The organism is Streptomyces sp. CA-250714 (genome assembly GCF_050936705.1).
Taxonomy (GTDB): domain Bacteria; phylum Actinomycetota; class Actinomycetes; order Streptomycetales; family Streptomycetaceae; genus Streptomyces.
Genome location: NZ_JBNJMI010000002.1, coordinates 2,081,467 through 2,105,998, shown reverse-complemented (window position 1 = coordinate 2,105,998; position 24,532 = coordinate 2,081,467). Strand labels below are relative to the sequence as shown.

16 protein-coding genes are annotated in these 24,532 nt (G+C 71.8%); 6 read left to right on the top strand and 10 right to left on the bottom strand.

What is annotated here, in order from left to right:
- Positions 1–98 precede the first annotated feature (98 nt).
- A complete protein-coding gene (locus tag ACQEU8_RS28290) occupies positions 99–3,113 on the top strand; it encodes a bifunctional [glutamine synthetase] adenylyltransferase/[glutamine synthetase]-adenylyl-L-tyrosine phosphorylase (RefSeq protein ID WP_433108781.1) in 3,015 nt (1,004 codons plus the stop codon).
- 12 nt (positions 3,114–3,125) lie between these two features.
- Here the strand turns inward: ACQEU8_RS28290 and ACQEU8_RS28285 are convergent, their stop codons facing one another.
- The 3 genes from ACQEU8_RS28285 to ACQEU8_RS28275 form a co-directional block, all read right to left on the bottom strand.
- Complete coding sequence (locus ACQEU8_RS28285; protein WP_433105977.1) at positions 3,126–4,007, bottom strand: phosphatase PAP2 family protein; 882 nt, start codon at positions 4,005–4,007, stop codon at positions 3,126–3,128.
- Between the two features lie 103 nt (positions 4,008–4,110).
- On the bottom strand, positions 4,111–5,124 hold the full coding sequence (locus ACQEU8_RS28280) for a LacI family DNA-binding transcriptional regulator (RefSeq protein WP_433105975.1): 1,014 nt from the start codon (positions 5,122–5,124) through the stop codon (positions 4,111–4,113).
- 25 nt (positions 5,125–5,149) lie between these two features.
- Positions 5,150–6,736 carry a glycoside hydrolase family 13 protein gene (locus ACQEU8_RS28275; protein WP_433108779.1) on the bottom strand — a complete coding sequence of 529 codons (1,587 nt, stop codon included), beginning with the start codon at positions 6,734–6,736 and terminating at the stop codon, positions 5,150–5,152.
- A 364-nt stretch (positions 6,737–7,100) separates the two neighbouring features.
- On the opposite strand from ACQEU8_RS28275, the gene ACQEU8_RS28270 reads away from it, so the two are divergent.
- The 5 genes from ACQEU8_RS28270 (at position 7,101) to ACQEU8_RS28250 (ending at position 13,685) form a co-directional block, all read left to right on the top strand.
- Positions 7,101–8,375 carry an extracellular solute-binding protein gene (locus tag ACQEU8_RS28270; protein ID WP_433105973.1) on the top strand — a complete coding sequence of 425 codons (1,275 nt, stop codon included), beginning with the start codon at positions 7,101–7,103 and terminating at the stop codon, positions 8,373–8,375.
- 806 nt (positions 8,376–9,181) lie between these two features.
- Positions 9,182–10,108, top strand: coding sequence for a carbohydrate ABC transporter permease (locus tag ACQEU8_RS28265; protein ID WP_433105971.1), 927 nt, complete (start codon positions 9,182–9,184; stop codon positions 10,106–10,108).
- A gap of 5 nt (positions 10,109–10,113) precedes the next feature.
- Positions 10,114–10,944, top strand: a complete 831-nt coding sequence (locus ACQEU8_RS28260; RefSeq protein WP_433105969.1) for a sugar ABC transporter permease — start codon at positions 10,114–10,116, stop codon at positions 10,942–10,944.
- An 81-nt stretch (positions 10,945–11,025) separates the two neighbouring features.
- Positions 11,026–12,675 (top strand): glycoside hydrolase family 13 protein, encoded by a 1,650-nt coding sequence (locus tag ACQEU8_RS28255; protein ID WP_433105967.1) that lies wholly within the window; start codon positions 11,026–11,028, stop codon positions 12,673–12,675.
- Positions 12,672–13,685: a LacI family DNA-binding transcriptional regulator gene (locus ACQEU8_RS28250; protein WP_433105965.1), complete on the top strand. Its 1,014-nt coding sequence runs from the start codon at positions 12,672–12,674 to the stop codon at positions 13,683–13,685. Before ACQEU8_RS28255 ends, ACQEU8_RS28250 begins: the two co-directional genes overlap by 4 nt.
- Positions 13,686–13,694: 9 nt before the next feature.
- Here the strand turns inward: ACQEU8_RS28250 and ACQEU8_RS28245 are convergent, their stop codons facing one another.
- The 7 genes from ACQEU8_RS28245 to ACQEU8_RS28215 form a co-directional block, all read right to left on the bottom strand.
- Positions 13,695–14,345 (bottom strand): response regulator transcription factor, encoded by a 651-nt coding sequence (locus tag ACQEU8_RS28245; protein ID WP_433105963.1) that lies wholly within the window; start codon positions 14,343–14,345, stop codon positions 13,695–13,697.
- A 162-nt stretch (positions 14,346–14,507) separates the two neighbouring features.
- Positions 14,508–15,221, bottom strand: coding sequence for a TetR/AcrR family transcriptional regulator (locus tag ACQEU8_RS28240; protein WP_433105961.1), 714 nt, complete (start codon positions 15,219–15,221; stop codon positions 14,508–14,510).
- 37 nt (positions 15,222–15,258) lie between these two features.
- On the bottom strand, positions 15,259–16,401 hold the full coding sequence (locus ACQEU8_RS28235; protein WP_433105959.1) for a PDR/VanB family oxidoreductase: 1,143 nt from the start codon (positions 16,399–16,401) through the stop codon (positions 15,259–15,261).
- On the bottom strand, positions 16,398–17,309 hold the full coding sequence (locus ACQEU8_RS28230; protein ID WP_433105957.1) for a metal-dependent hydrolase: 912 nt from the start codon (positions 17,307–17,309) through the stop codon (positions 16,398–16,400). The genes ACQEU8_RS28235 and ACQEU8_RS28230 overlap by 4 nt, the downstream gene beginning before the upstream one ends.
- 80 nt (positions 17,310–17,389) lie before the next feature.
- Positions 17,390–19,387: a hypothetical protein gene (locus ACQEU8_RS28225; protein ID WP_433105955.1), complete on the bottom strand. Its 1,998-nt coding sequence runs from the start codon at positions 19,385–19,387 to the stop codon at positions 17,390–17,392.
- 664 nt (positions 19,388–20,051) lie between these two features.
- Positions 20,052–21,164, bottom strand: coding sequence for a histidine kinase (locus ACQEU8_RS28220; protein ID WP_433105953.1), 1,113 nt, complete (start codon positions 21,162–21,164; stop codon positions 20,052–20,054).
- 46 nt (positions 21,165–21,210) lie between these two features.
- On the bottom strand, positions 21,211–24,264 hold the full coding sequence (locus tag ACQEU8_RS28215; protein ID WP_433105951.1) for an alpha-N-acetylglucosaminidase TIM-barrel domain-containing protein: 3,054 nt from the start codon (positions 24,262–24,264) through the stop codon (positions 21,211–21,213).
- Positions 24,265–24,532: the final 268 nt, after the last annotated feature.

Genomic DNA, 24,532 nt, shown 5'->3' with positions numbered 1-24,532 from the left:
CCCCCTCGGACCCCTGCCGCTCGCGCGCCGGACGGGCCGCGAGCCGGAGGGGCTATAAAGGGCGGGGCGGGGCCGGGGAAAGGAACACAGGAGTGAGCGTGACACCAGACGGGCGGCGGGGCACCCGGTACGGGCGACTGTTGCGGCACGGTTTCACCGACCCGGAAACCGCGACGCGCCTGCTCGACAGCCCTCCGCTCGCCCCGGTCAGGGACGACGCCCTCTTCCTCGACGCGCTCGGCGCCACCGCCGACCCGGACCTGGCCCTCTTCGGCCTCGTCCGCCTCATCGAGTCCCTCGAAGCACTCGACAAGGACGCGCAGCCCCTCCTCGACACCCTGCTGACCGCCAAGCCGCTGCGCGACCGGCTGCTCGGCGTCCTGGGCGCCTCCGACGCGCTGGCCGACCATCTCGCGAGCCACCCGCACGACTGGGAGGCGCTGGTCACCTACGAGTCGGCCGACCTGCACCCCGGGGTGGCCGAGTTCGAGACGGCACTGCGCGACGCCGACGGGCCCGACGGGCTGCGCGTCGCCTACCGCAGGGCGCTGCTGTCCATCGCCGCCCGCGATGTGTGCGGCACCAGCGAACTGTCGCAGACCGCCGCCGAACTCGCGGACCTGGCCACCGCGACACTGCGCCGGGCACTGACGATCGCCGAGACCGAGGCACCCGACGACGCGGCCGCCTGCCGGCTGGCCGTCATCGCCATGGGCAAGGCGGGCGGCCACGAGCTCAACTACGTCTCCGACGTGGACGTCATCTTCGTCGCCGAACCCGCCGCCACCGGCCTGGGCGCCGAATCCGGCGAGGAGGCCGAGCAGGCCCTCAAGGCCGCCACCCGGCTGGCCGCGCACATGATGCGGATCTGCTCCGACACCACCGCCGAGGGCACCATTTGGCCCGTCGACGCCAACCTGCGCCCCGAGGGCCGCAACGGGCCGCTCGTCCGCACCCTCAGCAGCCATCTGGCCTACTACCAGCGCTGGGCCAAGACATGGGAGTTCCAGGCACTGCTCAAGGCCCGCCCGGTGGCGGGTGACGCGGCGCTGGGCCGGCAGTACGTGGAAGCCGTCGCGCCGATGGTCTGGCAGGCGGCCGAACGGGAGAACTTCGTCACCGACGTCCAGCAGATGCGCCGCCGCGTGATCGCCAGCATCCCCGCCGCCCAGCTGGACCGCGAGCTGAAGCTGGGCCCCGGCGGGCTGCGGGACGTCGAGTTCGCCGTCCAGCTGCTCCAGCTGGTGCACGGCCGCAGCGACGCCACACTGCGCAGCCCCACCACGCTGGAGGCGCTCGACGCACTGGCCGCCGGCGGGTACGTGGGCCGCCAGGACGCGGCGGCGCTGGACGCCGCCTACCGCTTCCTGCGCACCATGGAGCACCGCATCCAGCTGCACCAGCTGCGCCGCACCCATCTGATGCCCGAGTCGGAAGCCGACCAGCGCCGCCTCGGCCGCTCCCTCGGCTACCGCAGCGAGCCCGTCACCGAACTGCACAAGTCCTGGCGGCGGCACGCCTCAGCGGTGCGGCGGCTGCACGAGAAGCTGTTCTACCGCCCGCTGCTGGACGCGGTCGCCCAGCTGGAGGCCGGACACGAACGCCTCTCCCCGCAGGCGGCCCGGCAGCGGCTGGAAGCCCTCGGCTACGCCGACCCGGCCGCCGCGCTGCGCCATCTGGAGGCGCTGGCCTCCGGCGTCACCCGTAAAGCCGCCATCCAGCGCACCCTGCTGCCGGTGCTGCTCGGCTGGTTCGCCGACTCCGCCGACCCGGACGCCGGACTCCTGGGCTTCCGCAAGGTCTCCGACGCGCTCGGCAAATCGCCCTGGTACCTGCGGCTGCTGCGCGACGAGGGCGCCGCGGCCGAAAACCTCGCCCGCGTACTGTCGGCCGGCCGGTTCGCCCCCGATCTGCTGCTCCGCGCCCCCGAGGCCGTCGCCCTGCTCGGCGACGAGAACGGGCTGCGGCCCCGCTCGCGGCCCGCGCTCACCCAGGAGACCCTGGCCGCCGTCGGCCGCGCCGAGGGCGCCGAAGCAGCCGTCGCCGCCGCGCGCGGGGTGCGCCGCCGGGAGCTGTTCCGTACCGCCGCCGGCGATCTGATCGGCGCGTACGGCACCGAGGACGTGGCCCAGCAGGAGCCGGGCGAGGCGTTGGACCGGGTCGGTGACGCGCTCACCGACCTCAACGCCGCCACCCTCGCCGGAGCCCTGCGGGCCGCCGTCCGCGAGCAGTGGGGCGACGAGCTGCCCACCCGGTTCGCCGTCATCGCCGTCGGCCGCTTCGGCGGCCACGAGATGGGCTACGGCTCCGACGCCGACGTCCTGTTCGTGCACGAACCCCGGGACGGCGTCAGCGAACACGAGGCGGGCAAGGCCGCCTTCGCGGTCGCCACCGAGATGCGGCGGCTCCTCCAGCTCCCCACCTCCGACCCGCCGCTGGTCATCGACGCCGACCTGCGCCCCGAGGGCAAGTCCGGGGCGCTGGCCCGCTCGCTCAACTCGTACGCCGCCTACTACGACCGCTGGTCCGTGGTGTGGGAGAGCCAGGCGCTGCTGCGCGCCGAGTTCGTCGCGGGCGACGCCGGACTGGGGGAGCGGTTCATCGAGCTCATCGACCCCCTCCGCTATCCCGCCGGTGGCCTCGCCGACGACGCCGAACGGGAGATCCGCCGCCTCAAGGCCCGGATGGAGAGCGAACGGCTGCCGCGCGGTGCCGACCCCACGACCCACGCCAAGCTGGGCCGCGGCGGGCTCACCGACGTCGAGTGGACCGTGCAGTTGACGCAGCTGAGGTATGGCGCACAGGTGCCCGGGCTGCGCACCACCCGGACCCGTACGGCACTTGCCGCGGCCCGGGACGCGGGACTCATCGGCGCCGATGACGCCGATGTCCTCGACGAGGCGTGGGTGCTGGCCTCGCGGGTCCGCAATGCGGTGATGCTGGTGCGGGGGCGGCCCGGTGACACCTTCCCCTCCGAATCGAGGGAGCTCGCCGCCGTCGGGCGCTACCTCGGCTACGAGCCGGGGCACGTCGGTGAAATGCTCGACGACTACCGCCGCGTCACCCGGCGGGCCCGCGCCGTGGTGGACCGCCTCTTCTACGCCGCGGACTAGGGCGCCGCGCCCTCACGCCGGGGCGGTGGCCAGCCGGGGGAGACGGTAGGAGAGGCGGCCGTACCAGGCGTAGGAGAGGCCGAAGCCGAGACCGAGGCAGAGCAGCCCGCCCACGGCGTCCAGCCAGAAATGGTTGGCCGTACTGACGATGACGGTCAGCGTCGCCAAGGGGTACAGCACTCCCAGCACCTTCACCCACACCGGGCGGGCCAGCATCGCGATGGTGATCCCGCACCAGACGGACCACCCTATGTGCATGGAGGGCATGGCCGCGTACTGGTTGGACATCTGCGCGAGGTTCCCCGACGCCATCGACCCCCACGTCTGGTGCACCTGCACGGTGTCGATGAAGTGCCCGCCCCCCATCAGCCGCGGCGGCGCGAGAGGGAAGAGGTAGTAGCCCAGCAGCGCGCTGCCGGTGGTGGCGAACAGCACCAGCCGGGTGGCGGCGTACCGCCCCGGATGCGTGCGGTAGAGCCACACCAGCACTCCGATCGTCACGACGAAGTGCAGCGTGGCGTAGTAGTAGTTCATCGTGACGATCAGCCAGGTCACCCCGCCGACCGCATGGTTGATGGAGTGCTCGACCGCGATTCCCAGCGCATGCTCGGTACGCCAGATCCAGTCGGCGTTGCGCAGTGCCTCCGCGCGCTGCTCCGGGACCGCGTTACGGATCAGGGAGTACGTCCAGTAGCTGACCGCGATCAGAACGATCTCGAACCACAGCCGGGGGTGCCGGGGGGAACGCCATCGCGCCAGGACCTCGCGGCCCGCGGAATGTGCTCCGCCGACTGCCGCCTCATCCCTCTCGGCATGCGCAGCGGACTGCTCCGCCGGGGCGTCGGTGGTCTCCTGCCGGCTGGCGTCTTCGGTCCTCGTGGTCGGTACCCCCATAGGGCGACAGTCTGCCAGACAGGGGCCGTGGGCCGATCATCCTGCGGTCGGGTCTTGGACCCTCGGCGTCGTCCCCTCGGGGGACGCCGCGAGACCAGTCCTCCTACGGGTTTTTCCTACGGGACGCGGTGGAGCCGCGTACCACCAGCTCCGGCAGGAACACGAACTCGCTGTGCGGCGCCGGGGTCCCGCCGATCTCCTCCAGCAGCGCCCGAACGGCGGCCTGCCCCATCGCGGTGACCGGCTGCCGGATGGTGGTCAGCGGCGGATCGGTGAACGCGATGAGAGGGGAGTCGTCGAACCCGATGACGGAGACATCGGCGGGAACGGCGAGCCCGCGCTGCCGGGCCGCGCGGATCGCGCCGAGCGCCATCATGTCGCTGGCGCACACCACTGCGGTACAGCCCCGCCCGAGCAGCGCGGTGGCGGCGGCCTGTCCGCCCTCCAGGGTGTAGAGGGAGTGCTCGATCAGCTCGGCGGTATCACAACGGAAGTGCTCCCGCATGGTCCGTGTGAAGCCCTCGATCTTGCGCTGGACGGGTACGAAGCGCTCCGGGCCGAGGGCCAGCCCGATGCGTTCGTGGCCGAGCGAGACCAGATGGGTCACGGCCAGCCGCATGGCGGCACGGTCGTCGGGCGAGACGAACGGTGCCCGCACCCCCTCGGAGAAGCCGTTGACGAGGACGAAGGGGACGCCCTGGCCGTGCAGGCGTTCGTACCGCCCGATGTCGGCCGTCGTATCGGCGTGCAGCCCGGAGACGAAGATGATCCCGGCGACGCCGCGGTCCACCAGCATCTCCGTCAGCTCGTCCTCGGTGGAGCCGCCGGGGGTCTGGGTGGCGAGCACCGGGGTGTAGCCCTGCCGGGTGAGGCCCTGCGCGATGACCTGCGCGAAGGCCGGGAATATCGGGTTCTCCAGCTCGGGCGTGATCAGCCCCACCAGGCCCTCGCTGCGGCGGCGCAGCTTGACGGGACGCTCGTAGCCGAGTACGTCGAGCGCGGCCAGCACCGATTCGCGGGTGGCCGCGGCCACTCCCGGCTTGCCGTTGAGCACCCGGCTGACGGTGGCTTCGCTGACCCCCGCTTGTGCTGCGATGTCAGCTAGCCGCGCGGTCACAGGACTGGACCTTACCGGCCCCGCATCACGCTGCCCACCAGGTGCAGGAATTCGACGGAATACGCAGCTGTCCCGCGGGCGCTCCGGCCTCCATGGAATCCCGCGACTCCTCGGGCACGGAGGAGAGCAGCAGTTCGCCGGGAGGGGCCAGATACACCGGCTCGTCCTTGGTGTTGAGGAGGCAGACCAGCCCGGGGCGGGAGAGCGCGAGCACCCCGTCGGGCGCCTGGAGCCACTCCATCGCGCTGTCGCCGAGCCCCGGCAGCAGCCGGCGCAGCCGCAGCGCCGTCCGGTACAGCTCCAGGGTGGAGAGCGGATCGCCGGTCTGCGCCCGTACGGACAGCTCACGCCAGCCCGGCGGCTGCGGCAGCCAGCTGCCGTTCGGCCCGAAACCGTAGGAGGGGCCGTCCGTCTCCCACGGCATCGGCACCCGGCAGCCGTCGCGCAGCCCCTCCTGGCCCTCGGCCGCTCCCGGCACGGCGCGGAAGAACGCGGGGTCCTGGCGTACCTCGTCGGGCAGCTCGGTCACCTCCGGCAGGCCGAGCTCCTCGCCCTGGTAGAGGTAGACGGAGCCGGGCAGCGCGAGCATCAGCAGCGCGGCGGCGCGGGCCCTGGCCAGCGAGCCGAGCCGGGTGCGGTGGCGTACGACGTCGTGGTTGGAGAGCACCCAGGTGGTCGGTGCGCCGACGGAGGTGGTGGCCGCCATCGACTCCTCGATCACCTTCCGCAGCTCCCCGACATCCCATCCGGCTTTCAGGAAGTGGAAGTTGAACGCCTGATGCAGCTCGTCGGGGCGTACGTAGAGCGCCAGCCGCTCCGCGGTCGGTGCCCACGCCTCCGCGACACCGATCCGGTCGGGGCCGTAGGACTCCAGCAGCCGGCGCCAGGAGCGGTGGATCTCGTGCACCTCGTCCTGGTCGAAGAACGGCAGCTGCTGCGCGCCGATCATGCGAGCCTGCTTCCCCGTGCCGATGTCGGGCAGCCCGTCGGCCTTGACCATGCCGTGCGCCACGTCGATCCGGAATCCGTCGACCCCCATGTCCAGCCAGAACCGCAGCACGGAGTCGAACTCCTCGTGCACCCGCGGATGCCGCCAGTTCAGATCCGGCTGCTGGGGCGCGAACAGATGCAGAAACCACCGCCCCGGCGAGCCTGGCACCTGGCTCCAGGCGGAGCCGCCGAAGACGGACTCCCAGTCGTTGGGCGGCAGCTGGCCGCGCTCGCCGCGGCCGTCGCGGAAGTGGTAGCGGGCCTGTGCCTCGGGGTCGCCGGCCAGCGCGCGCAGGAACCAGGGGTGCTGGTCGGAGGTGTGGTTGGGCACCAGGTCGAGGATGACGCGCAGCCCGAGCGCGTGCGCCTCGGTCACCAGCGCCCGGGCGTCGGACAGTTCGCCGAACCGGGGGTCGACCGCGCGGTAGTCGGACACGTCGTAGCCGCCGTCGGCCTGCGGGGAGGCGTAGAACGGCGTCAGCCATACGGCGTCCACGCCGAGCTCGGCGAGGTAGGGCAACCGCTGCCGCACCCCGGGCAGATCCCCCACGCCGTCACCATCGCTGTCGGCGAAGGAGCGGACGTACACCTGGTAGATCACGGCGTCCCGCCACCAGCCCAACGAGGACTGCGGGGCGCGGGCTTCGGGCGCGGGGTCGGCACCGACGGTCTGCTGCGAGACGGTGTGCTCGGAGCCGGCGGGTCGGGTGGTGGCGTGGTGGGTCGTGGCGTGCTGGGTCACAAGTCATCCCCATCGGGCGGGACCCGGTACGGGTCGCGAAGTGCGGCAAGCCAGTGTCAAGGGTGACAACGCGGACACGGCGCCGGAGTTACGTGCCGCATCGGGCCGCTCGCATCCTTGCAGAAATTTGCGGCAAGGTCTTTCCCTCGGATGTCACCGCTGTTACGTTCCTCCGCAGCCGGGCGCCGCCACAGGCCAGCAGTTGGCGATGCGTGCGCCCTTTCACCTTGCGGAGGGATCGGACATGCGGCGTGGCATAGGCGCCACCGCGCTGGTAGCGGGGCTGGCACTTGCGGCAACAGCTTGCGGCGGCGGTTCGGACGGCGCGGACAACGGGGCCAACGGCAAGATCGAGGGCACCGTCACCTACTGGGACACCTCGAACGACGGCGAGAAGGGCACCTACAAGAAGATCGCCGAGGACTTCGAGAAGAAGCACCCGAAGGTGAACGTCAAGTACGTGCACGTCAACTTCGGCGACGCCAACCAGAAGTTCAAGAACGCGGCGGGCGGCAACTCCGGGGCCCCCGACGTGATGCGCACCGAGGTCGCCTGGGTCGCCGACTTCGCCAACCTCGGCTACCTCGCCCCGCTGGACGGCACCCCGGCGCTGGACAAGGAGTCCGACTACCTGGAGACGGCGGCCGGTTCCACCAGGTTCAAGGGCAAGACCTACGCGGTGCCGCAGGTCACCGACACCCTCGGCCTCTTCTACAACAAGCGGCTGCTGAAGAAGGCGGGCGTGAAGGTGCCCACCTCATTCGCCGATCTGAAGAAGAACGCCAAGAAGATCAAGGACAAGACCGGCGCCACCGCGCTCTATCTGCGCGGCGACGACCCCTACTGGTTCCTGCCCTACCTCTACGGCGAGGGCGGCGACCTGATCGACGCCAAGCGCAAGAAGGTCACCGTCGACCAGAAGCCCGGCGTGCGGGCCCTCGCGACGATGAAGGATCTCGTCGACTCCAAGGCGGCCGTCACCGACTCCAGCGACGGCCAGGAGAACGGCATCAAGGCGTTCCAGGAGGGCAAGGTCGCCATGATCGTCGACGGCCCCTGGGACATCGCCCTCGCCCGCGAGGGCAAGGAGTTCAAGGGCGCGAACAAGGACAACCTCGGGGTGGCCCCCGTCCCGGCCGGCAGCAAGGCCCAGGGTTCGCCGCAGGGCGGCTGGAACCTGTCCGTGTACGCCGGAACGAAGAACATGCGGGCCGCGCAGGAGTTCGCCAAGTACATGACCAGTGCCCAGGTGCAGGCCCGCACCACGGAGGAGCTGTCGCTCCTGCCCACGCGGAAGTCCGTCTACGAGCGGCCCGCTGTGCGGGGCAACGAGATGGTGAAGTTCTTCCGGCCCGCCGTTTCCAAGGCCGTGCAGCGGCCTTGGATCGCCGAGGGGAATTCGCTCTTCGAGCCTATTCGGGTGGGGGTCGATGGGGTGCTTGCCGGGGGGAAGTCGCCCAAGGAAGCTGCCGCGAAGACTGGTGCGGAGTTCCGCAAACTCTTGAAGGACTACAAGTAGCGAGGGCCTCGCGGGTTGAGGGCTGCGGGTGGATTGAGGGCTGGGGTGGGTGGGGTGGTGGCGGTGCGGGGTGGGTGGGTGGGGGTGGTGGTGGGTTGAGGGCCCCACCCCCGGGTCCCCTCTCGTGTTGGGGGCGCTGCCCCCAAACCCCCGGTCCTCGCCGGACGGGCGTTGGGGCGGCTCCGCCCCCCAACTGCCCCCCGCTACGGGGGCTCCGCCCCCCTAGGAGCCCCCCCGGACCCCATGCCCCCGTCTGGACAATTCGTCCTCCGCGCCTGGCCTAGGACTATTCGGTGCGGGTGGCGCCCATATCTGGGGTTGGAGCATGGGTGCCGTCATCCACCCCAGATATGGGCGCCACGGGCAGACAAAGGGCAGCAACTCACGTACGGGCTGCTCTTACGTCAATGGCTCAAGGGTGTGCGGAAGGGGGGTCCTAGGGGGGCGAAGCCCACCTAGCGGGGGGCCGTTGGGGGGCGGAGCCCCCGACACGACCTGTCGGCGGCAGCCGAAGGACAAAGGGGGCGTGCCCCCACAAGCAGCCGTCCCGGCGGCAGGCGGGGGGAGCCGCCACCACCCCCACCCACCCACCCCGCACCGCCACTGCCCCTCCCACCCACGCCCCCCACCCACCCAGCGCCACCACCAACCCACTCCAGCCACCACCCCCGCCCACCCCGAGCCCTCACCACCAACCCCAACCCGCCCACGCCACCCCAACCCACCTGAGCCACCCCCCAACCGAACCCCCACCTCCCAACCCAACCCCAACCCACCCCGGGCCCGAAAAAAGGAGAGGTTTTGCGATGACGCGGGTCAGAAATTGGGCGGCGAAGCATTGGTACGCATGGGCCATGATCGCCCCGGTGACCCTGGTCACCGGGCTGATCATCGGTTACCCCCTCGCCCGCGGCATCTACCTCTCCCTCACCGACGCCGACGAAGCCAACGTGGAACGCACGATCGGCGTCAACCACATCCCGGCGACTTACGAATTCATCGGCCTGGACAACTACAAGGCGATCCTGACGGACAGCGTCTTCTGGGACCGCCTGGGCTGGACGGCGGCGTGGACCGTCGGCTGCGTCGGCGTCACCTTCACCCTCGGACTGACCCTCGCGATCATGCTCAACCGCAAGGTGAAGGGCCGCTCTTTCTACCGCGTCGCGATGATCGTGCCCTGGGGAATTCCGGCATTCGTCTCCGTCTTCGCCTGGAAGATGCTCTTCAACGAGAAGAACGGCCTGCTCAACAAGGTGCTGGATGGCGGCGGGATCGACGGCGTCCCGTGGCTGGGGGACCCGACATGGGCGAAGGTCTCCGTGATCGCGGTCAACGTATGGCTGGGCGTTCCGTTCATGATCGTCGCGATGCTGGGTGCGCTGCAATCGATACCCGGCGAGCTGTACGAGGCGGCCGAGATGGACGGTGCCGGGCCCTGGCAGCGGTTCCGCAACATCACGCTGCCGGGCGTGCGCTCGGTCAGCAGCACGGTGATCCTGCTGAGCACCATCTGGACGTTCAACATGTTCCCGGTGATCTTCCTGCTCACCAAGGGCGGGCCCGAGGATTCGACGGAGATCCTGGTGACGTACGCGTTCCGGCTGTCCTTCGTCAACAGCCCCCGTGATTTCGCCACTTCGGCGGCCTGGGGCGTACTCATCCTGCTGCTGCTTTCCCTGTTCACGGTCGTCTACCGGCGGGCGCTGCGCCGCCAGGGAGAGGCGTGGTGACAACCATGAGAACGAAGAAGAGAAATCCGCTCGCCTCCGTCGGACTGCACGCGGGGCTGTTGTTGGGCACGGCGTGTGCGCTTTTTCCGCCGCTGTGGCTGCTGGTGACCTCGTTCAAGCCGAAGAGCGAGTCGTTCACCACTGCGCTGGTCAAAGAGTTCACCTTTGCCAACTACCGGCATGTTATTGCCGATACGCATTTCCTGACGTGGTTCGGGAACTCGCTGATCGTCGTTGTCGGCACCACCGTCGTCGGTGTTCTCATCGCCGCCACGACGGGATATGCGCTCAGCCGGTTCCGCTTTCCTGGTATGCGGCCGCTGATGTGGGTGCTGCTGATCACCCAGATGTTCCCGATGGCCGTACTGATCGTCCCGCTGTACAACACGATGGCGAGGCTGGGACTGCTCAACCAGCCGCTCGGGCTGATCATCACGTATCTGACGATTGCCGTGCCGTTCTGCGCGTGGATGATGAAGGGGTTCTTCGACACGATCCCCGTCGACATCGACGAGTCGGGCCGGGTGGACGGGCTCAACCCGTTCGGCACGTTCTGGCGGCTGATCCTGCCGCTGGCCAAGCCCGGTATCGCCGTCACCGGGTTCTACACCTTTGTGACCGCGTGGGCGGAGGTCGCCTACGCGACGGCCTTCATGACCGGCGAGGAGAACCTGACCCTGGCGGGCGGCCTGCAGACCTTCGTCAACCGCTACGGCTCCGACTGGGGCTCGATGACGGCGGCCGCCGTCGTGATCGCCGTACCGGCCGCCGTGGTCTTCGGCTTCGCGCAGCGGCACCTGGTCGGGGGGCTGACTGCTGGAGCCACCAAGTCCTAGGCCGTATCCCAGGTCCTCGGCCTCGCCATTTTTCCGGCGTCCCCTCCCCCCTCCGAACTCTTTCAACTCTTCAGGGATGACATGACTCAGCACAGCAGTGCAACCGAAGGCACCGTGGAAGAGGCCGCCCCGGCGGCGTCGCGCGGCGCAGCCGGCTGGTGGCGGGACGCGGTGATCTACCAGGTGTATCCGCGCTCCTTCGCGGACGGCAACGGCGACGGCATGGGCGACCTGCCCGGCATCCGGCAGCGGCTGCCGCACCTGGCCGAGCTCGGCGTCGACGCCGTATGGCTCAGCCCTTTCTACGCCTCACCGCAGGCCGACGCCGGATACGACGTCGCCGACTACCGCGCCATCGACCCGATGTTCGGGACGCTGCACGACGCGGACGCCCTGATCCGGGACGCGCACGCGCTCGGGCTGCGGGTCATCATCGACATCGTCCCCAACCACTCCTCCGACCAGCACGAATGGTTCAAACGGGCCCTGGCGGGGGACGCGGCGGCCCGGGAGCGCTACCACTTCGCACCCGGCAAGGGCACGGCTGGCGAACTGCCGCCGAACGACTGGGAGTCCGTCTTCGGCGGCCCCGCCTGGAGCCCGGTGCCCGGCTCTCCGGGGCTGTGGTATCTGCATCTGTTCGCGCCCGAGCAGCCGGACTTCAACTGGGACCACCCCGCAGTGCGCGACGAGTTCCGTTCCGTACTGCGGTTCTGGCTGGACATGGGCGTCGACGGCTTCCGGATCGATGTGGCGCACGGGCTGGTCAAGGCGGCCGGGCTGCCCGACATGGGCAGTACGGAACAGCTGAAGCTGCTGGGCGCCGCCGAGCTGCCGTTCTTCGACCAGGACGGGGTGCACGAGATCTACCGCTCCTGGCGGCAGGTCCTCGACGAATACCCGGGCGGGCGCGTCGGCGTCGCCGAGGCGTGGACGCCCAGCGCCGAGCGCACCGCGCTGTACGTACGCGAGGACGAACTGCACCAGGCGTTCAACTTCCACTACCTCAACACCGGCTGGGACGCCGCGGCACTGCGCGAGGTCATCGACGCCTCCCTCACCTCGCTCGGCGCCGTCGGCGCGCCCGCCACCTGGGTGCTCTCCAACCACGACGTCGTACGCCACCGCACCCGGCTCGGCGGCGGCCACGCCCGCGGGCGCGCGGCGTCGCTGCTGATGCTGGCGCTGCCCGGCTCCGCGTACGTCTACCAAGGCGAGGAGCTGGGGCTGCCGGAGGTCACCGAACTGCCCGACGAGGCGCGCCAGGACCCCTCGTTCTTCCGCTCCAGCGGCCAGGACGGGCTCCGCGACGGCTGCCGGGTGCCGCTGCCCTGGGCGGAGGAGGAGACGGCGGACGGCGGCAGCTCCTACGGCTTCGGCAGCGGCGGCAGCTGGCTGCCGCAGCCGCCCGGCTGGGGCGCGCTCTCCGTCGCCGCGCAGACCGGTGACCCCACCTCCACGCTGGAGCTCTACCGGACCGCGCTGCGGCTGCGCCGGGAGCGTCCCGAACTGGGCGACGGCGCACCGCTGGAGTGGCTGCCCGCGCCCGAGGGTGTGCTGGTCTTCCGGCGCGGCGCGTTCGTGTGCGCCGCCAACACCCGTGCGGAGCCGGTGCGGCTGGGCTTCGAGCCCGGCGAACTCCTGCTGGCCAGCCGTACGTTGACGGTGCAGCAGGCGGCGGGCGGCGTCGAGCTGCCCGGCGACACTACCGCCTGGTGGGTCGGCGGATGACCAGTGCCCTCACCGCGCGCCTCGCCGACATCGCCGCGCAGGCCGAGGTCAGCGAGGCGACGGCCAGCCGCGTCCTGAACGGCAAACCGGGCGTGGCCGCCGCCACCCGGCAGCGGGTGCTGGCCGCGGTCGACGTGCTCGGCTACGAGCGCCCCGCGCGTGCCCGGCAGCGCAGCGCGGGGCTGGTCGGGCTGGTCATCCCCGAGCTGACCAACCCGATCTTCCCGGCGTTCGCGCAGGTCATCGAACAGTCCCTGGCCGGGTACGGCTTCACGCCGGTGCTGGGGACGCGGATGCTGGGCGGCGCGACCGAGGACGAGCTGGTCGGCCAGCTCGTCGAGCGTGATGTGTCCGGGATCATCTTCCTCTCCGGCCTGCACGCCGACCTGACCGCCGACCCCGGCCGCTACGTCAGGCTGGCCGAACGCGGGGTGCCGTTCGTCCTGATCAACGGCTACAACGAGAGGATCAGCGCGCCCTTCGTCTCCCCCGACGACCAGGCCGCCGCCGCGATGGCCGTCGACCACCTGCGCCAGCTGGGACACCGGCGCATCGGGCTGGCCGTCGGCCCGGAACGTTTCGTACCCACCCGGCGCAAGGTCGCCGGCTTCACCCGCGCGGTGGGGGAGGCCGGGATCGAGCCGCGTATCCAGCACACCCTCTTCACCGTGGAGGGCGGCCACGCCGCGGCCGGCGCCCTCATCGACGAGGGCTGCACCGGGATCGTGTGCGGCAGCGACCTGATGGCCCTCGGCGCGGTACGGGCCGCGCGGCAACGGGGCCTCGCGGTGCCGCACGAGGTGTCGGTGGTCGGCTACGACGACTCCGAACTCAACGCCTTCACCGACCCGCCGCTGACCACCGTGCGCCAGCCCGTCCGCGCGATGGCCAACGCCGCGGTGCACGCCCTGCTGGAACCCATGGGCGGCAGCCCGATGGCCGATACGGAGTTCGTCTTCCAGCCGGAACTGGTCGTACGCGGCTCCACAGCCCACGCGCCCGGACGGTGAGGCAGGGTCTCAGGGCACCAGCCCCGCCTCGTAGGCGAGGATCGCGGCCTGTACGCGGTTCTTCATCTCCAACCGGGCGAGGATCTGGCTGACGTACGTCTTCACCGTGCCCTCGACCACATGGAGGCGCGCTGCGATGTCGGCGTTGGACAGGCCCGCGCCGACCAGGCCGAGTACCTCGCGCTCGCGCGGGGTCAGCGCTGCGGTGCGGGCCAGGGCGGTTGCGCGGCGGCCGAGCTGCCCGGCGGCCATGTGCGTGATGACATGCCGGGCGACGGCGGGGGAGAGGTAGGCGCCGCCCTCATGGACGGCGCGGATGCCCGAGAGGAGCTCCCGCGGGTCGCCGGACTTGAGGACGAAACCGGCGGCGCCGGAGCCGAGCGCGGCGGCGATGTACTCGTCCTCGCTGAAGGTGGTCAGCATCATCACCGCGCTGTCCGGGCAGGTGCGCCGCAGCTCGGCCGCGGCGCGCAGGCCGTCCAGCTTCGGCATGCGGATGTCGAGCAGGCACACGTCGGGGCGGTGCCGCTGCGTCAGCGTGACGGCCTCCCGCCCGTCCGCCGCCTCCGCGACGACCTCGATGTCCGCGGCCGACGCGAGGATCGCGCGCACCCCGGCCCGGATCATCGTCTCGTCGTCCGCCAGCAGTACCCGGATCATCCTGTTCCCGCCCCCGCTTCCGCCCCGCTCACGGCAGCACGCTAACCCAGCGCGCCCCGAAGGGGCGCGCCCCGAAGGGGCGCGGGGAACTGCGCGAGCAACCACCGACAACCCGCACTCGGCCAACTCCCCAAGCCCCAATGGCGGAGCCCTCCGCAGCGCTCAACCGAGCCGCACCAGCCCGCCCAGGTGCTCCGCAAGCTCGCCCAGCGGCCCATCACCGGGCTCCTGCGCCAGGATGTGCCGCACAACGTCCCGCGTCTCGGCGTCGTACATCGCACTCACAGCGGCGAGAGCCACGAAGTCGTGCACCAGTTGTGCCTCCAACTCCTCCCGTGGAACGGCACGCGCCTCCAACCAGGACAGCGCCGTCGTCTCGGCGAGCCCCACCCAGGAGCGCACCACCAGGGCCAGCCGCGGCCCCGGCGCGTCGATGCCCAGGTGCGCCAGCACATGCCGGCAGGCCGCGGCCCGCACCTCGTCGATCATCGCGCTGGTCCGCTCCCGGGCCGGCCCGGCGCCCACCGCGGGACCACCGCGCAGTAGCGCGGCGAAGCCGGGACCGTGCTCGGCGACGAAGTCGAAGTACCGCTTCATCACCCGCAGCAGCCGCCCGCTCAACGGTCCCTCGGGCGGCTCCACGAACCGTGCCGTCAGCTCCTCGGCGGCCCGCCGTACCGCGGCCTCGTACAGGCTGTGTTTGCCGGGGAAGTAGTGGTAGACGAGCGGCCGGGAGATCCCGGCCGCCGTCGCGATGTCGTCGATGGAGACGTCCTCGGGGGAGCGCCGGCTGAACAGTTCGAGCGCGACGTCGATCAGCTGCCGGCGCCGTTCCTCGACACCCATCCTGCTCCTGCGCCCCGCCCCGGTCGTCATGCGCCTCACCCTAACGAGCGGCGCCCCGCGAGGTGGCCTACAGGTCGAGTACCAGCCGTTCCCCCGCACCGCGCGCCCGGGAGACGCAGAGCAGCATGGAGGTGTCCCGTTCGGCGTCCGTCAGCAGTCCGTCGCGGTGTTCGACGGTGCCCTCCAGCACCCGTGTCTGGCAGGTGCCGCAGAAGCCCTGTTCGCAGGAGTACGGGGTGTCGGGGCGGGCGGCGCGGACGGTGGCCAGCGCGGTGGAGTCGGCGGGCACCGTCAACGTACGGCCCGAGCGGTGCAGTTCGACCTCGAAGGGCTGGTTCTCCCCGCTCGGGGCGACCGTCGCTGCCGTGAACCGCTCCAGGTGCAGTCCACCGCCCGGCGCGTGGGCGCCGTCCCGGTACAGCGCGGTGACCGCCGTCAGCAGCGGCTCGGGCCCGCAGCAGTAGACGGCGCCCTCCCGCGGCGAGGCCGCCAGCGCGCCCGCCAGGTCGGGGTGGCCCGCCTCGTCCTGCGGGACGATCGTCACCCGGCCCTGCCCACCGTCCAGCGCCGCGAGTTCGTCGCGGAACGGCATCGAGGCGCGCGTACGGCCGCCGTACACCAGCTGCCACGGCACGCCCGCCGCCGCCATCGCGCGGACCATCGGCAGCAGCGGGGTGATGCCGATGCCGCCCGCGAGGAAGAGACAGGCGGGTGCCTCGGTGAGGGGGAAGCGGTTGCGGGGGCCGCGGATCTCCAGCTCCATCCCCTCGTGGAGCTGCTCGTGCACCTCGCGGGAGCCGCCACGGGAGTCGTCGGTGAGACGGACGGCGATGGTGTAGGTGTCGGCCTCGGCCGGGTCGCCGCACAGCGAGTACTGCCGCACCAGCCCGGAGGGCAGCACCAGATCCAGGTGCGCGCCCGGCTCCCAGCCCGGCAGCGTGGCACCGTCCGGCGCGCCGAGCCGCAGCTGTACGACACGGTCGGCCACTTCGCGGCGTCCGGTCACCAGCACCGTACGGCTGGAGCGGTCGGTACCGGTGCGCCGCTGCCCCATCGTCCCGGAGACGGGGTGCTCCAGCGCCGGCATCGGCCACAGCGGGGAGCGCTCGATACGCCGCCCCATCGCGCGCTTGGCCAGCAGGGCCGTGCCCGCCGTGAGTACGAGGGCCGCCGCTTTGCGCGCCGTACGCGCCGTACGTTCCCGCGTCATCGGGCAGCCTCCTTCGAGCTGTCCGCCGCCGGGGAACCCGCGGTCTGCGGGCGGCCGTTGGCGCCGGGAGAGGTGGCCAGATAGGCGACGGCCTGCGCGGTGCTGCACTCCTGGGAGGGGTGGTAGTCGCGGCTCAGATAGGTCGGTATGGAGCGCAGCATGGAGCCCGCCGTCGGCAGCACACCCTGCCGCCCCGCGCGCAGGAACTCGCGGAAGCCGGCCCGGCCGTCCACCAGCGTCGGATCGTTCTCCATGAAGAAGCGGGCGCCGCGCTGCCACAGGAACACCAGCGCGGTGAAGGCCAGCGCCCAGGTGCGCACCCGGCGCCGGTAGCCGCCGTCGACGTGCATGAACAGGTCGAACGCGACCGACCTGTGCTCGACCTCCTCCGCGCCGTGCCAGCGCAGCAGATCCAGCATCACCGGGTCGGCGCCCTTGCGGTCCAGCGCCTCGGCGTTCAGCACCCAGTTGCCGAGGAACGCGGTGTAGTGCTCGATGGCCGCGATGAGCGCCACCCGCTCCATCAGCCACCACTGGCGCGGCCTGCCCGGCGGCAGGGTGCGGTCGCCCAGCAGCTTCTCGAAGAACCAGTCCACCTGCGCGGTGTACGGAGTCGGGTCGAGACCGAGCCGCTTGAGGTGCGGCAGCACATCGTCGTGCGCCTGCGAGTGCACGGCTTCCTGGCCGATGAACCCGATGACGTCCTTGCGCAGTTCCGGGTCGCGGATCTGCGGGAGTACCTGCTTGTAGACGTGCACGAACCAGCGCTCCCCCGCGGGCAGCAGGAGGTGCAGCACGTTGATGGTGTGGGTCGTCGCCGGGTCGCCCGGCAACCAGTGCAGGGGAGTGGCCGACCAGTCGAAGGCGACCCGCCTCGCCTTCAGCTCCGTGCGCTCCGTATTAGACATGCTGTCAATGTACTGACGCGTAAGCTCCGGCGACAGGGTTGTGCACGCTTCCATGACGCAGCCGCCAGGGCGCTGCGACGTCAGCGCTGCGTCCGCGCCCGCGTGCCGTCCGCGCGGGTTGCCGACAGCCGGGCGGAGGCGTCCCGTTCGGCCCGTACGGCCAGGGTGTTGCCCGCCGCTTCCGCCGGGCCGCCGACGAGCCCGCTGCCGCGCGCCCGCAGCCGGGTGACGCCCTCGTCCGCTGCGGCCAGCACGTACCAGTGGCCCTCGGTCGACTTCCACAGCAGCCCCGTGAGGACCTCCGGGGCACGCGGGCCGCACGCGCGGGTGTCCTCAGCGCGGGAGGTGACGGCTCCGGGGCGCCCCGGAGCGGCGGCGGACGGCTGGAACTGCGTCATCGCCCGGGCGCCCGCACCCCGCCAGGTACCGGCACGGGTGCACACCCACGCCGCCTCCCCGTCCCCGTCCGGCAGCCGCTGCCGCGCGAACTGCCAGGAGTTGACGGCCTTGACGCCCCGGTCGAGCACCGCGGGCAGATGGCAGGCCGTGTGCGCCAGCCGTTTGCGGGCCCCGGTGCCGGTGGCCGGCGCCCGCCCCTTGCCGTCCGTCAGCCGTGCCGGGGTCAACTCGCCCAGGTCCGTGTAGAGCTGCACGTCCCGCGCCGCGCCTGGGCTGCCGCGCAGTGCCAGACCCGGCCAGCTCTCGCAGTGGCGCGGCAGCGTGACCGGGAGCGGCACCGGCTCGGTCACTCCGTCCTCGCGGCGGGAGAGCGGCCGGCCCGCCGTATCCGCCGGGTCGAGGAGATCCACCTCGGCGGCGTGGGTGATCCACGGCGCCGTCAGATACCGCACCTCGTTCTGGCCCCGGCTGACGGCCAGCGCCCCGGACGCCGCCGTGCCGGCCCCCGCGATACGGGCCAGCTCCAGCGAGACCCCGTCCTTGGCGGCGGCCGAACCGTCGTCCGGGTCCAGCGGTTCGGAGTACCGCGCCACCCGCAGCCCGTCGTACAGCAGCACCACGGCTGAACCGTCCAGCCGCCCCGCGTACAGCAGTTGGGCCGGGCCCGGCGGCGGACCCTGCGGGGTGCCGGGCGTCGCACCGACCCGTACATCGGCGCGCGGCCGCGCCCAGCTGACCAGCGCGCGGCGCAGCAACGATTCATCGCGGATCAGAGCGCCGCGCGCGGGCCACGCGGCGAAGTCCACACGCGCGGCCCGCCGCCAGTCACCGGGCCCGGCACGGACCAGCGCGCCCGGATCGAGGGCGCGCTCCTGATCGGTGCCCCGCACGAGCGGCGGCCGCGCGGCCGCATCCGGCCCCCAGGTGTCCCCGGGCACCCCCAACATCCCGGCACACACCACCGCCGCGAACACCGAGGCCCCGGCCGCCCGCCAGTACCGGCGGCGCCGCACCAGGTCGAGGGGGTGCGGCGGGTGGGTTTTGCACAGGGGGCACGGGGTCGCCTGCGGCTCCGGGGCGCGCTCGGCGTGCGGGGTGCGCTCGGGGTTCGGGGTGCACCCGGCGTCGGGGGTGCGCCCGGCGTCCGGGGCGCGCTCGGGCACCAGGGTGCCCTGGGGATCCGGGGCGCGCCCAGGATCCGGCGGGCCCGCGCTGCCCGAGCCGCCCTCGGGATCCGGCGGCTCCTGGCTGTCCGGGATGCCCGGCGCGGGCTGGGCGGTGACCTCCGTACCGGCCTCCTCCAGGGCCGCGTCCGGGTCCTTCACCCGGGCGGCGCGCAGTAGTTGCCGGATGTCGGGGTCGGCCATCCGCTCCAGGTGCCGCAGCGCGTACGCGGCGCGGGCCGGGGCCCCGCCCCGCGGACCGGCCAGCGCCGCGCGCAGTACGCGGAGCCGCAGCCACACATACGCGGGGTCCTCGTCCTGTGCTTCCCCCGGCCGGGGCTGGGGCCGGGGGAGCGCCGCCGTCGACGTACACCGTCGGGGGAGTGCCCTGCGGGTCACTGCGTGTGCCCGGCGGGGGCTGTCGCCCAATACGCAGTACGCGAGACGGACCAGTCTTTCGTAGTGCTCTACGAGGGCGAGTTCGGCTTGCTCGACGTCCAGCGTGCCTTCACTCACACCCCTGAGAACGAGTCCCGTCCCCGCGGGTCACCTCCGGTTGGGACCGCCGCCAATGCTTGAGGGCTCAGGGTGGGTGGGGGTGTGGCTGAGGGCCCAGCCTTGTGCCTTGGGTGGGGGGTGGTGGGTTGAGGGCCCCACCCCGGGCCCCCTCCTGTGTTGGGGGCTCTGCCCCCAAACCCCCGGTCCTCGCCGGACGGGCGTTGGGGCGGCTCCGCCCCCCAACTGCCCCCCGCTACGGGGGCTCCGCCCCCCTAGGAGCCCCCCCCGACCCCATGCCTCCCTATGGACAATTCGACCCCCGCCCCCGGTCCAGGACATTCGTCTGCGGGTGGCGCCCATATCTGGGGTTGGAGCATGGGTGCCGTCATCCACCCCAGATATGGGCGCCACGTGCAGACAAAGGGCAGCAGCCCTCACACCGACTGCTCCTACGTCAGTAGGTGGCGGTGTTGCGGAAGGGGGGTCCTAGGGGGGCGAAGCCCACCTAGCGGGGGGCCGTTGGGGGGCGGAGCCCCCCGACACGACCTGTCGGCGGCAGCCGAAAACGATAGGAGGCGTGCCCCCACAAGCCAGCCGGCCCGGCGGCAGGCGGGGGGGAGCCGCCCCCAACCCCCACCCACCCGCGTGCCCCCACAAGCGACGGCCCTCACAGGGCGCAGGGTCACACGGGAACCTCAAGGGTGATCATGGTCGGCCCCCCAGAAGGGCTGTTCACCGCGAGCACACCGTCGAACTGGGCGAGGCGGCGCTGGACGCCGCCCAGCCCCGAGCCGGCGTCCAGCAAGGCGCCGCCCTTGCCGTCATCGGTGACCGTCACCCGAATCACGGCGCCCCCCGAAGCGGCGGCGACGTGCAACACGTCGAGCCACACCTTCGTGGCCTCCGCATGCTTGGCAGCATTAGTGAGGAGCTCACTCACCGCGAAGTACACCGCCGTCTCGACGGGCTCGTCGAAACGGCCCGGCAGCTCGATGTCCTCCTCGACAGGGACCGGCATCCGCAACGCCAGCGCGCGCAGCGCGTCGGGCAGGCCGCGCTCGGCAAGCACCGGCGGATGGATGCCCCGCACCAGGTCGCGCAGTTCGGTCAGCGCCTCCGCGGAGTTCTCCCGCGCCTGGGCGATCATCTGTTTGGCGCGGGCCGGATCCCGCTCGACCAGAGCCTCGATGGTGCCCAGGCTCATCCCCATGGCAACGAGCCGCGCCTGCGCACCGTCATGCAAGTCGCGCTCGATACGGCGCAGCTCCGCAGCGGAAGCGTCCACCGCGTCGTGCCGCGTCTCGTACAACTGCTCCACCCGCTGCGCCAGCAGCATTTCCCGAGTGGGCTCCAGCATCGCCTTGGTGAGCTGGTGGTTGATCGGCAGCATCGGCGGCAGCAGCGCCGTGACGAAACCGGCCGTCATATCGGCGGGCAGCCAGGCCATGTCCCGCCAGGTCGCCGGGTCCTTGAGCAGCAGCGTGCAGCGCTCCACCTGGCCGACGATGCCGCTGTGCAGCTCGCGCGGCCAGGGCCGGTACGGCTCGGGCACCTCCAGGCCGCCCCACTCGCGGACCAGCCGCCGCCGCTGGCCTGCGTACCAGCGCAGGGCCTGCTGGGTGGGCGGCGTGGTGACGACGCCCACCCCGATCGGCAGCAGCACGATCGAGACCAGGCACAGGGTGAACAGCAGGATGGAGAGAGGAAGGGTGACGATCGCGAGCGCCGGTCCCCTCACGAGTGCCAGCATCAACTCGTGCGTCTGTACCGCCGCCCGCGGTCTGTCCTCCGTCACGTCCCCGTGTCCTCCGCCCGTTCCCCGCCCCGGCCAAGCGTCCGCTCTACGGTGTCCGCCAGTCGGCGAACTCCACCAGTGCGCGATCGCCGCTGCCGCCGTTGGTGGCCGACATGAACAGACCCGTGTCCTGTTTGCCGGACGCGCCCGGCACCTCGACGGTTGAGACGGTACGCCACGAGGCGCCGTCGTCCGTTGACAGCTCCCCCTTGTAGGAGGTGCCGGACCGGGAGAGCCGCAGCAGGACCGGGGCCTTGACGCCGGAGACCGCACGGTAGGTGTCGAGGGTGCCGTCGCCGTTGCTGTCGTACGACAGGACGACGCCGTTGCGCGGGGTCACCGCCAGGTTCACGAAACCGGCCGAGGCCGGCTCGGCCAGCCGGTTGCGGACGACGATGCCTGCGCGGGCCCACGGGCCGCTGTCCTCCTGGGAGACGACCTTGAGCGTGACCGTACCGCCGTCGTCGAGCGCCTGCGGACGGTAGACGGTGCCGAACTCGGCGGTGGCCCTCCACAGGTCGGCGCCGGCGCCGTCGATCGCCCAGCGTCCCTCCAGATGCCCGAAGGCCGCGTCGTTGGTCGTGGCGGTCCGTACGTCGTCGGGGAGCGCGCCCGCGCGGTAGATCCGCCCGGCCTCGACGGTGGTGACCCGCTCCTGGCCCTCGGGGCCGTTCTCGACCTCGACGGTGTACTCCAGCGGCTCCAGCGGCTTGGTCAGTCGCTGGTCGGCGGTGGTGAACCGCCAGCGCACGGTGGCCGTGCCGCCGGGGCTGACGGCGCGGTGCGAGGTCGGGTCCTGCGTCTCGGCGCCGTCCAGGCCGCGCAGCGCGAGATCGACGGCGCCGGTGGGGGACAGCCCGTTCTCGTTGCGGAAGACCGCCTCCACCGTGCTGGCCTTGCCCGGCGGGACGGCGCGCGGTTCGGCGGAGACCTTCAGCGAGCCCTGGTAGGGCGCCTTGACGAGGACGTCACGTACCCGGGTTGCGGTGGTGTACGGGTCGGTGAGGGGCCTGGTGGGGTAGTCGTTCGTCTTCTTCGTCCAGGGCTCCTCCTCCGCGTACCAGTCGAACTTCTTGGGGGCGCGGCCCTGTTCGAGCGCGTCCTGCAGGTCGTCGAGGAACGCCTTCCACTGCGGGAGGTGGAAGTCGCGGATGAGGCCCTGCCAGTCGCGGTTGGCGTAGTTGGCCAGGTGGCCGCCGTCGGCCGTGGGGCGGTCGGCCCAGGTGGTGACCAGCACTCGTGCCGTGCGCTCCAGGTCGGCACGCTCCTGCTGGGAGGCGGCGGAGGCGCGGGCCGCCGCCAGCCAGGGGCCCAGCAGGAAGGCGCGGTGGCCGCCGGACATCTCGTCGGCCAGCTCCATCAGCTTCAGCCACAGCGCGGCCAGCTTCTTGAAGGTGGCCGCGTCCTTCTTCTTGTAGGCCGCCTGGAGCTGCGGGATGAGCGACCAGGAGCGGTTGGCGAGGACCTGGCGGCCGGTGTCGGTCAGGTCGTAGCGGTAGGAGTCGGTCTCCCGCAGCCGCGTGCCGACGCCCAGCAGCGCGTCGAAGGCGGCGTCGAAGGCGGGCAGGTCGAAGGCCGGGGTGTGGGTGGCGTAGTAGGCGCCGGAGCGGGCCGTCAGGCTGGGACGGGCCGCGAAGACGCTGTCGTGCGGCCGGCCGTCCTTGCTGTTGATGCGGTACGCGGTCTCCCGCAGCGCCGTCATCGCCTTCTTCGCGTGGGCGTCGGCGCCGCCGTAGCGGATCTTCGCCCAGTCGTCGAACCAGGTGCCCCGGTCGACCGCCCGCTGCCGCCACGCCAGTTCGCTGAACAGCTCCAGCGCCGCCGCGTCGCGGTGGGTGGCCTCCGGCATGTAGCAGGTGCCGACCAGCTTGCTGCCCCGCTTGTCGCGCCAGGCGGTGAAGCGCTCCGTCCACATGTGGGTCTTGGCGCCCATGGTGGTGCGGCCGCCGAAGTTGGGGATGGTGCCGAACGCGTACGGCACCCCGCCCCAGTCCTTCTCCCGGTCGGTGACCCGGTCCAGGTCGGAGAGGCCGTCGACGATGAGCATCCGGTCCTTGGCCGCGAGCCCGTCGAGCAGGTCGCGGCGCGGGTTCTCCTGCCAGCCGAGAATCACCCAGGTGGCGCCGGGCCGAGCGGTGTGCAGTGCCTTCTCCACGGCCCGCGCCGCCTCCGGCACCGGTACGTCACCGGGGTCGCCGCCCTCGTGCAGCAGGTCCATCTTGAAGTGGTCGACGTCGCCGAACAGTTCCCGCTGGTGCTTGTAGAAGGACGCCGCCACCTTGCGGAAGACCGCCGTACGCGGGTCCAGCCACGGCGGCCTCTCCAGTCCGCTCCACTTGCCCTGCGGAATGGTGCGGCCGCCGTTGTTCCGCTTGGCGAAGTCGGCGGGGACCGTGCCGAAGTAGCCCGGCAGCACCGGCTTCATGCCCAGCTGGCGCATCCGCTCCACGATCCGCTTGCCCAGCGCGGTGCGCCGGTTCAGCAGCTCGGTGCTGATCGGGCCGCCGTACTCGGCCATGTTCTGCAGCAGCCACCACGGCTGGTGGGTGGGCGCCGGGATCCAGGCGCGGGCCTCCTGGTCGCTGTAGCCGAAGTCCTGGAGCAGCCGGTGGTAGACGGCTTCCTGGCCCGCGGTGACCAGCACCTCGTTGAAGCCGTGCAGCGCGAGGACGTCCAGGAAGTGCTCCCAGTGTCCCCAGTCGGCGTACGGGGCCGTGTAGCCGTCGTGGGTGTCGTTGAGCGCGAATCTGTGCGGCACGGTGGCCCGCTGCGCGTGCTGCCTGCGGGGCGCGGGCAGCGTCGCGGGGAGGTCCAGCTGGCTGCCGGCCCAGGAGATGTGGGCTTCACAGCTGTACTTGAGGTACCAGTGCACGCCTGTCAGCAGCGCCACCGGGCCGGTGCCCGCCACCTGGATGCGGCCCGCGCTGCCGGTGACCTTGAACCGTTCGGGGCCGCCGATCTGCTGGAGCGTGATCTGGTCGGCGTGCCTGGGGAGCAGCCGCCGGAGCGCCGCGCGTGCGGCGTCGGTGGTGGGCGCCTGTCCCCTTGCGGTGTCCGTGTTCCGTGCGGTCTGTGGGGCGCCTGCTCGGTCCGCTGCCATGGCAGGGACGTACCCACTCCCGAGCGCGAGACCCGCCCCGAGCGCCCCCGTGGTGCCCAGTACGGCGCGTCGGTTGAGGGGGGAGCGGGCCGGGGGGACCGAGCGCTGACGGGACTCTACGGAGTCGGCTGCCGCGCCGGGCTGACCGGAGTCACCGGGCTGATCGGATTTGTCGTATCTTTCACGCTCGTTGATCGGCTCGTGCATGGGGGCGCCTCCAGGTGACGGAATCCTGTCGGATGTCCTGCCTTTGTGACCAAAGACACGT

Bases quoted from the DNA above. Each gene is read 5' to 3' on its own strand.
- ACQEU8_RS28285 (WP_433105977.1), bottom strand. From the start codon at position 4,007: ATGGGGGTACCGACCACGAGGACCGAAGACGCCAGCCGGCAGGAGACC.
- ACQEU8_RS28270 (WP_433105973.1), top strand. From the start codon at position 7,101: ATGCGGCGTGGCATAGGCGCCACCGCGCTGGTAGCGGGGCTGGCACTT.
- ACQEU8_RS28265 (WP_433105971.1), top strand. From the start codon at position 9,182: ATGACGCGGGTCAGAAATTGGGCGGCGAAGCATTGGTACGCATGGGCC.
- ACQEU8_RS28260 (WP_433105969.1), top strand. From the start codon at position 10,114: ATGAGAACGAAGAAGAGAAATCCGCTCGCCTCCGTCGGACTGCACGCG.
- ACQEU8_RS28255 (WP_433105967.1), top strand. From the start codon at position 11,026: ATGACTCAGCACAGCAGTGCAACCGAAGGCACCGTGGAAGAGGCCGCC.
- ACQEU8_RS28250 (WP_433105965.1), top strand. From the start codon at position 12,672: ATGACCAGTGCCCTCACCGCGCGCCTCGCCGACATCGCCGCGCAGGCC.
- ACQEU8_RS28245 (WP_433105963.1), bottom strand. From the start codon at position 14,345: ATGATCCGGGTACTGCTGGCGGACGACGAGACGATGATCCGGGCCGGG.
- ACQEU8_RS28240 (WP_433105961.1), bottom strand. From the start codon at position 15,221: ATGACGACCGGGGCGGGGCGCAGGAGCAGGATGGGTGTCGAGGAACGG.
- ACQEU8_RS28235 (WP_433105959.1), bottom strand. From the start codon at position 16,401: ATGACGCGGGAACGTACGGCGCGTACGGCGCGCAAAGCGGCGGCCCTC.
- ACQEU8_RS28230 (WP_433105957.1), bottom strand. From the start codon at position 17,309: ATGTCTAATACGGAGCGCACGGAGCTGAAGGCGAGGCGGGTCGCCTTC.
- ACQEU8_RS28215 (WP_433105951.1), bottom strand. From the start codon at position 24,264: ATGGCAGCGGACCGAGCAGGCGCCCCACAGACCGCACGGAACACGGAC.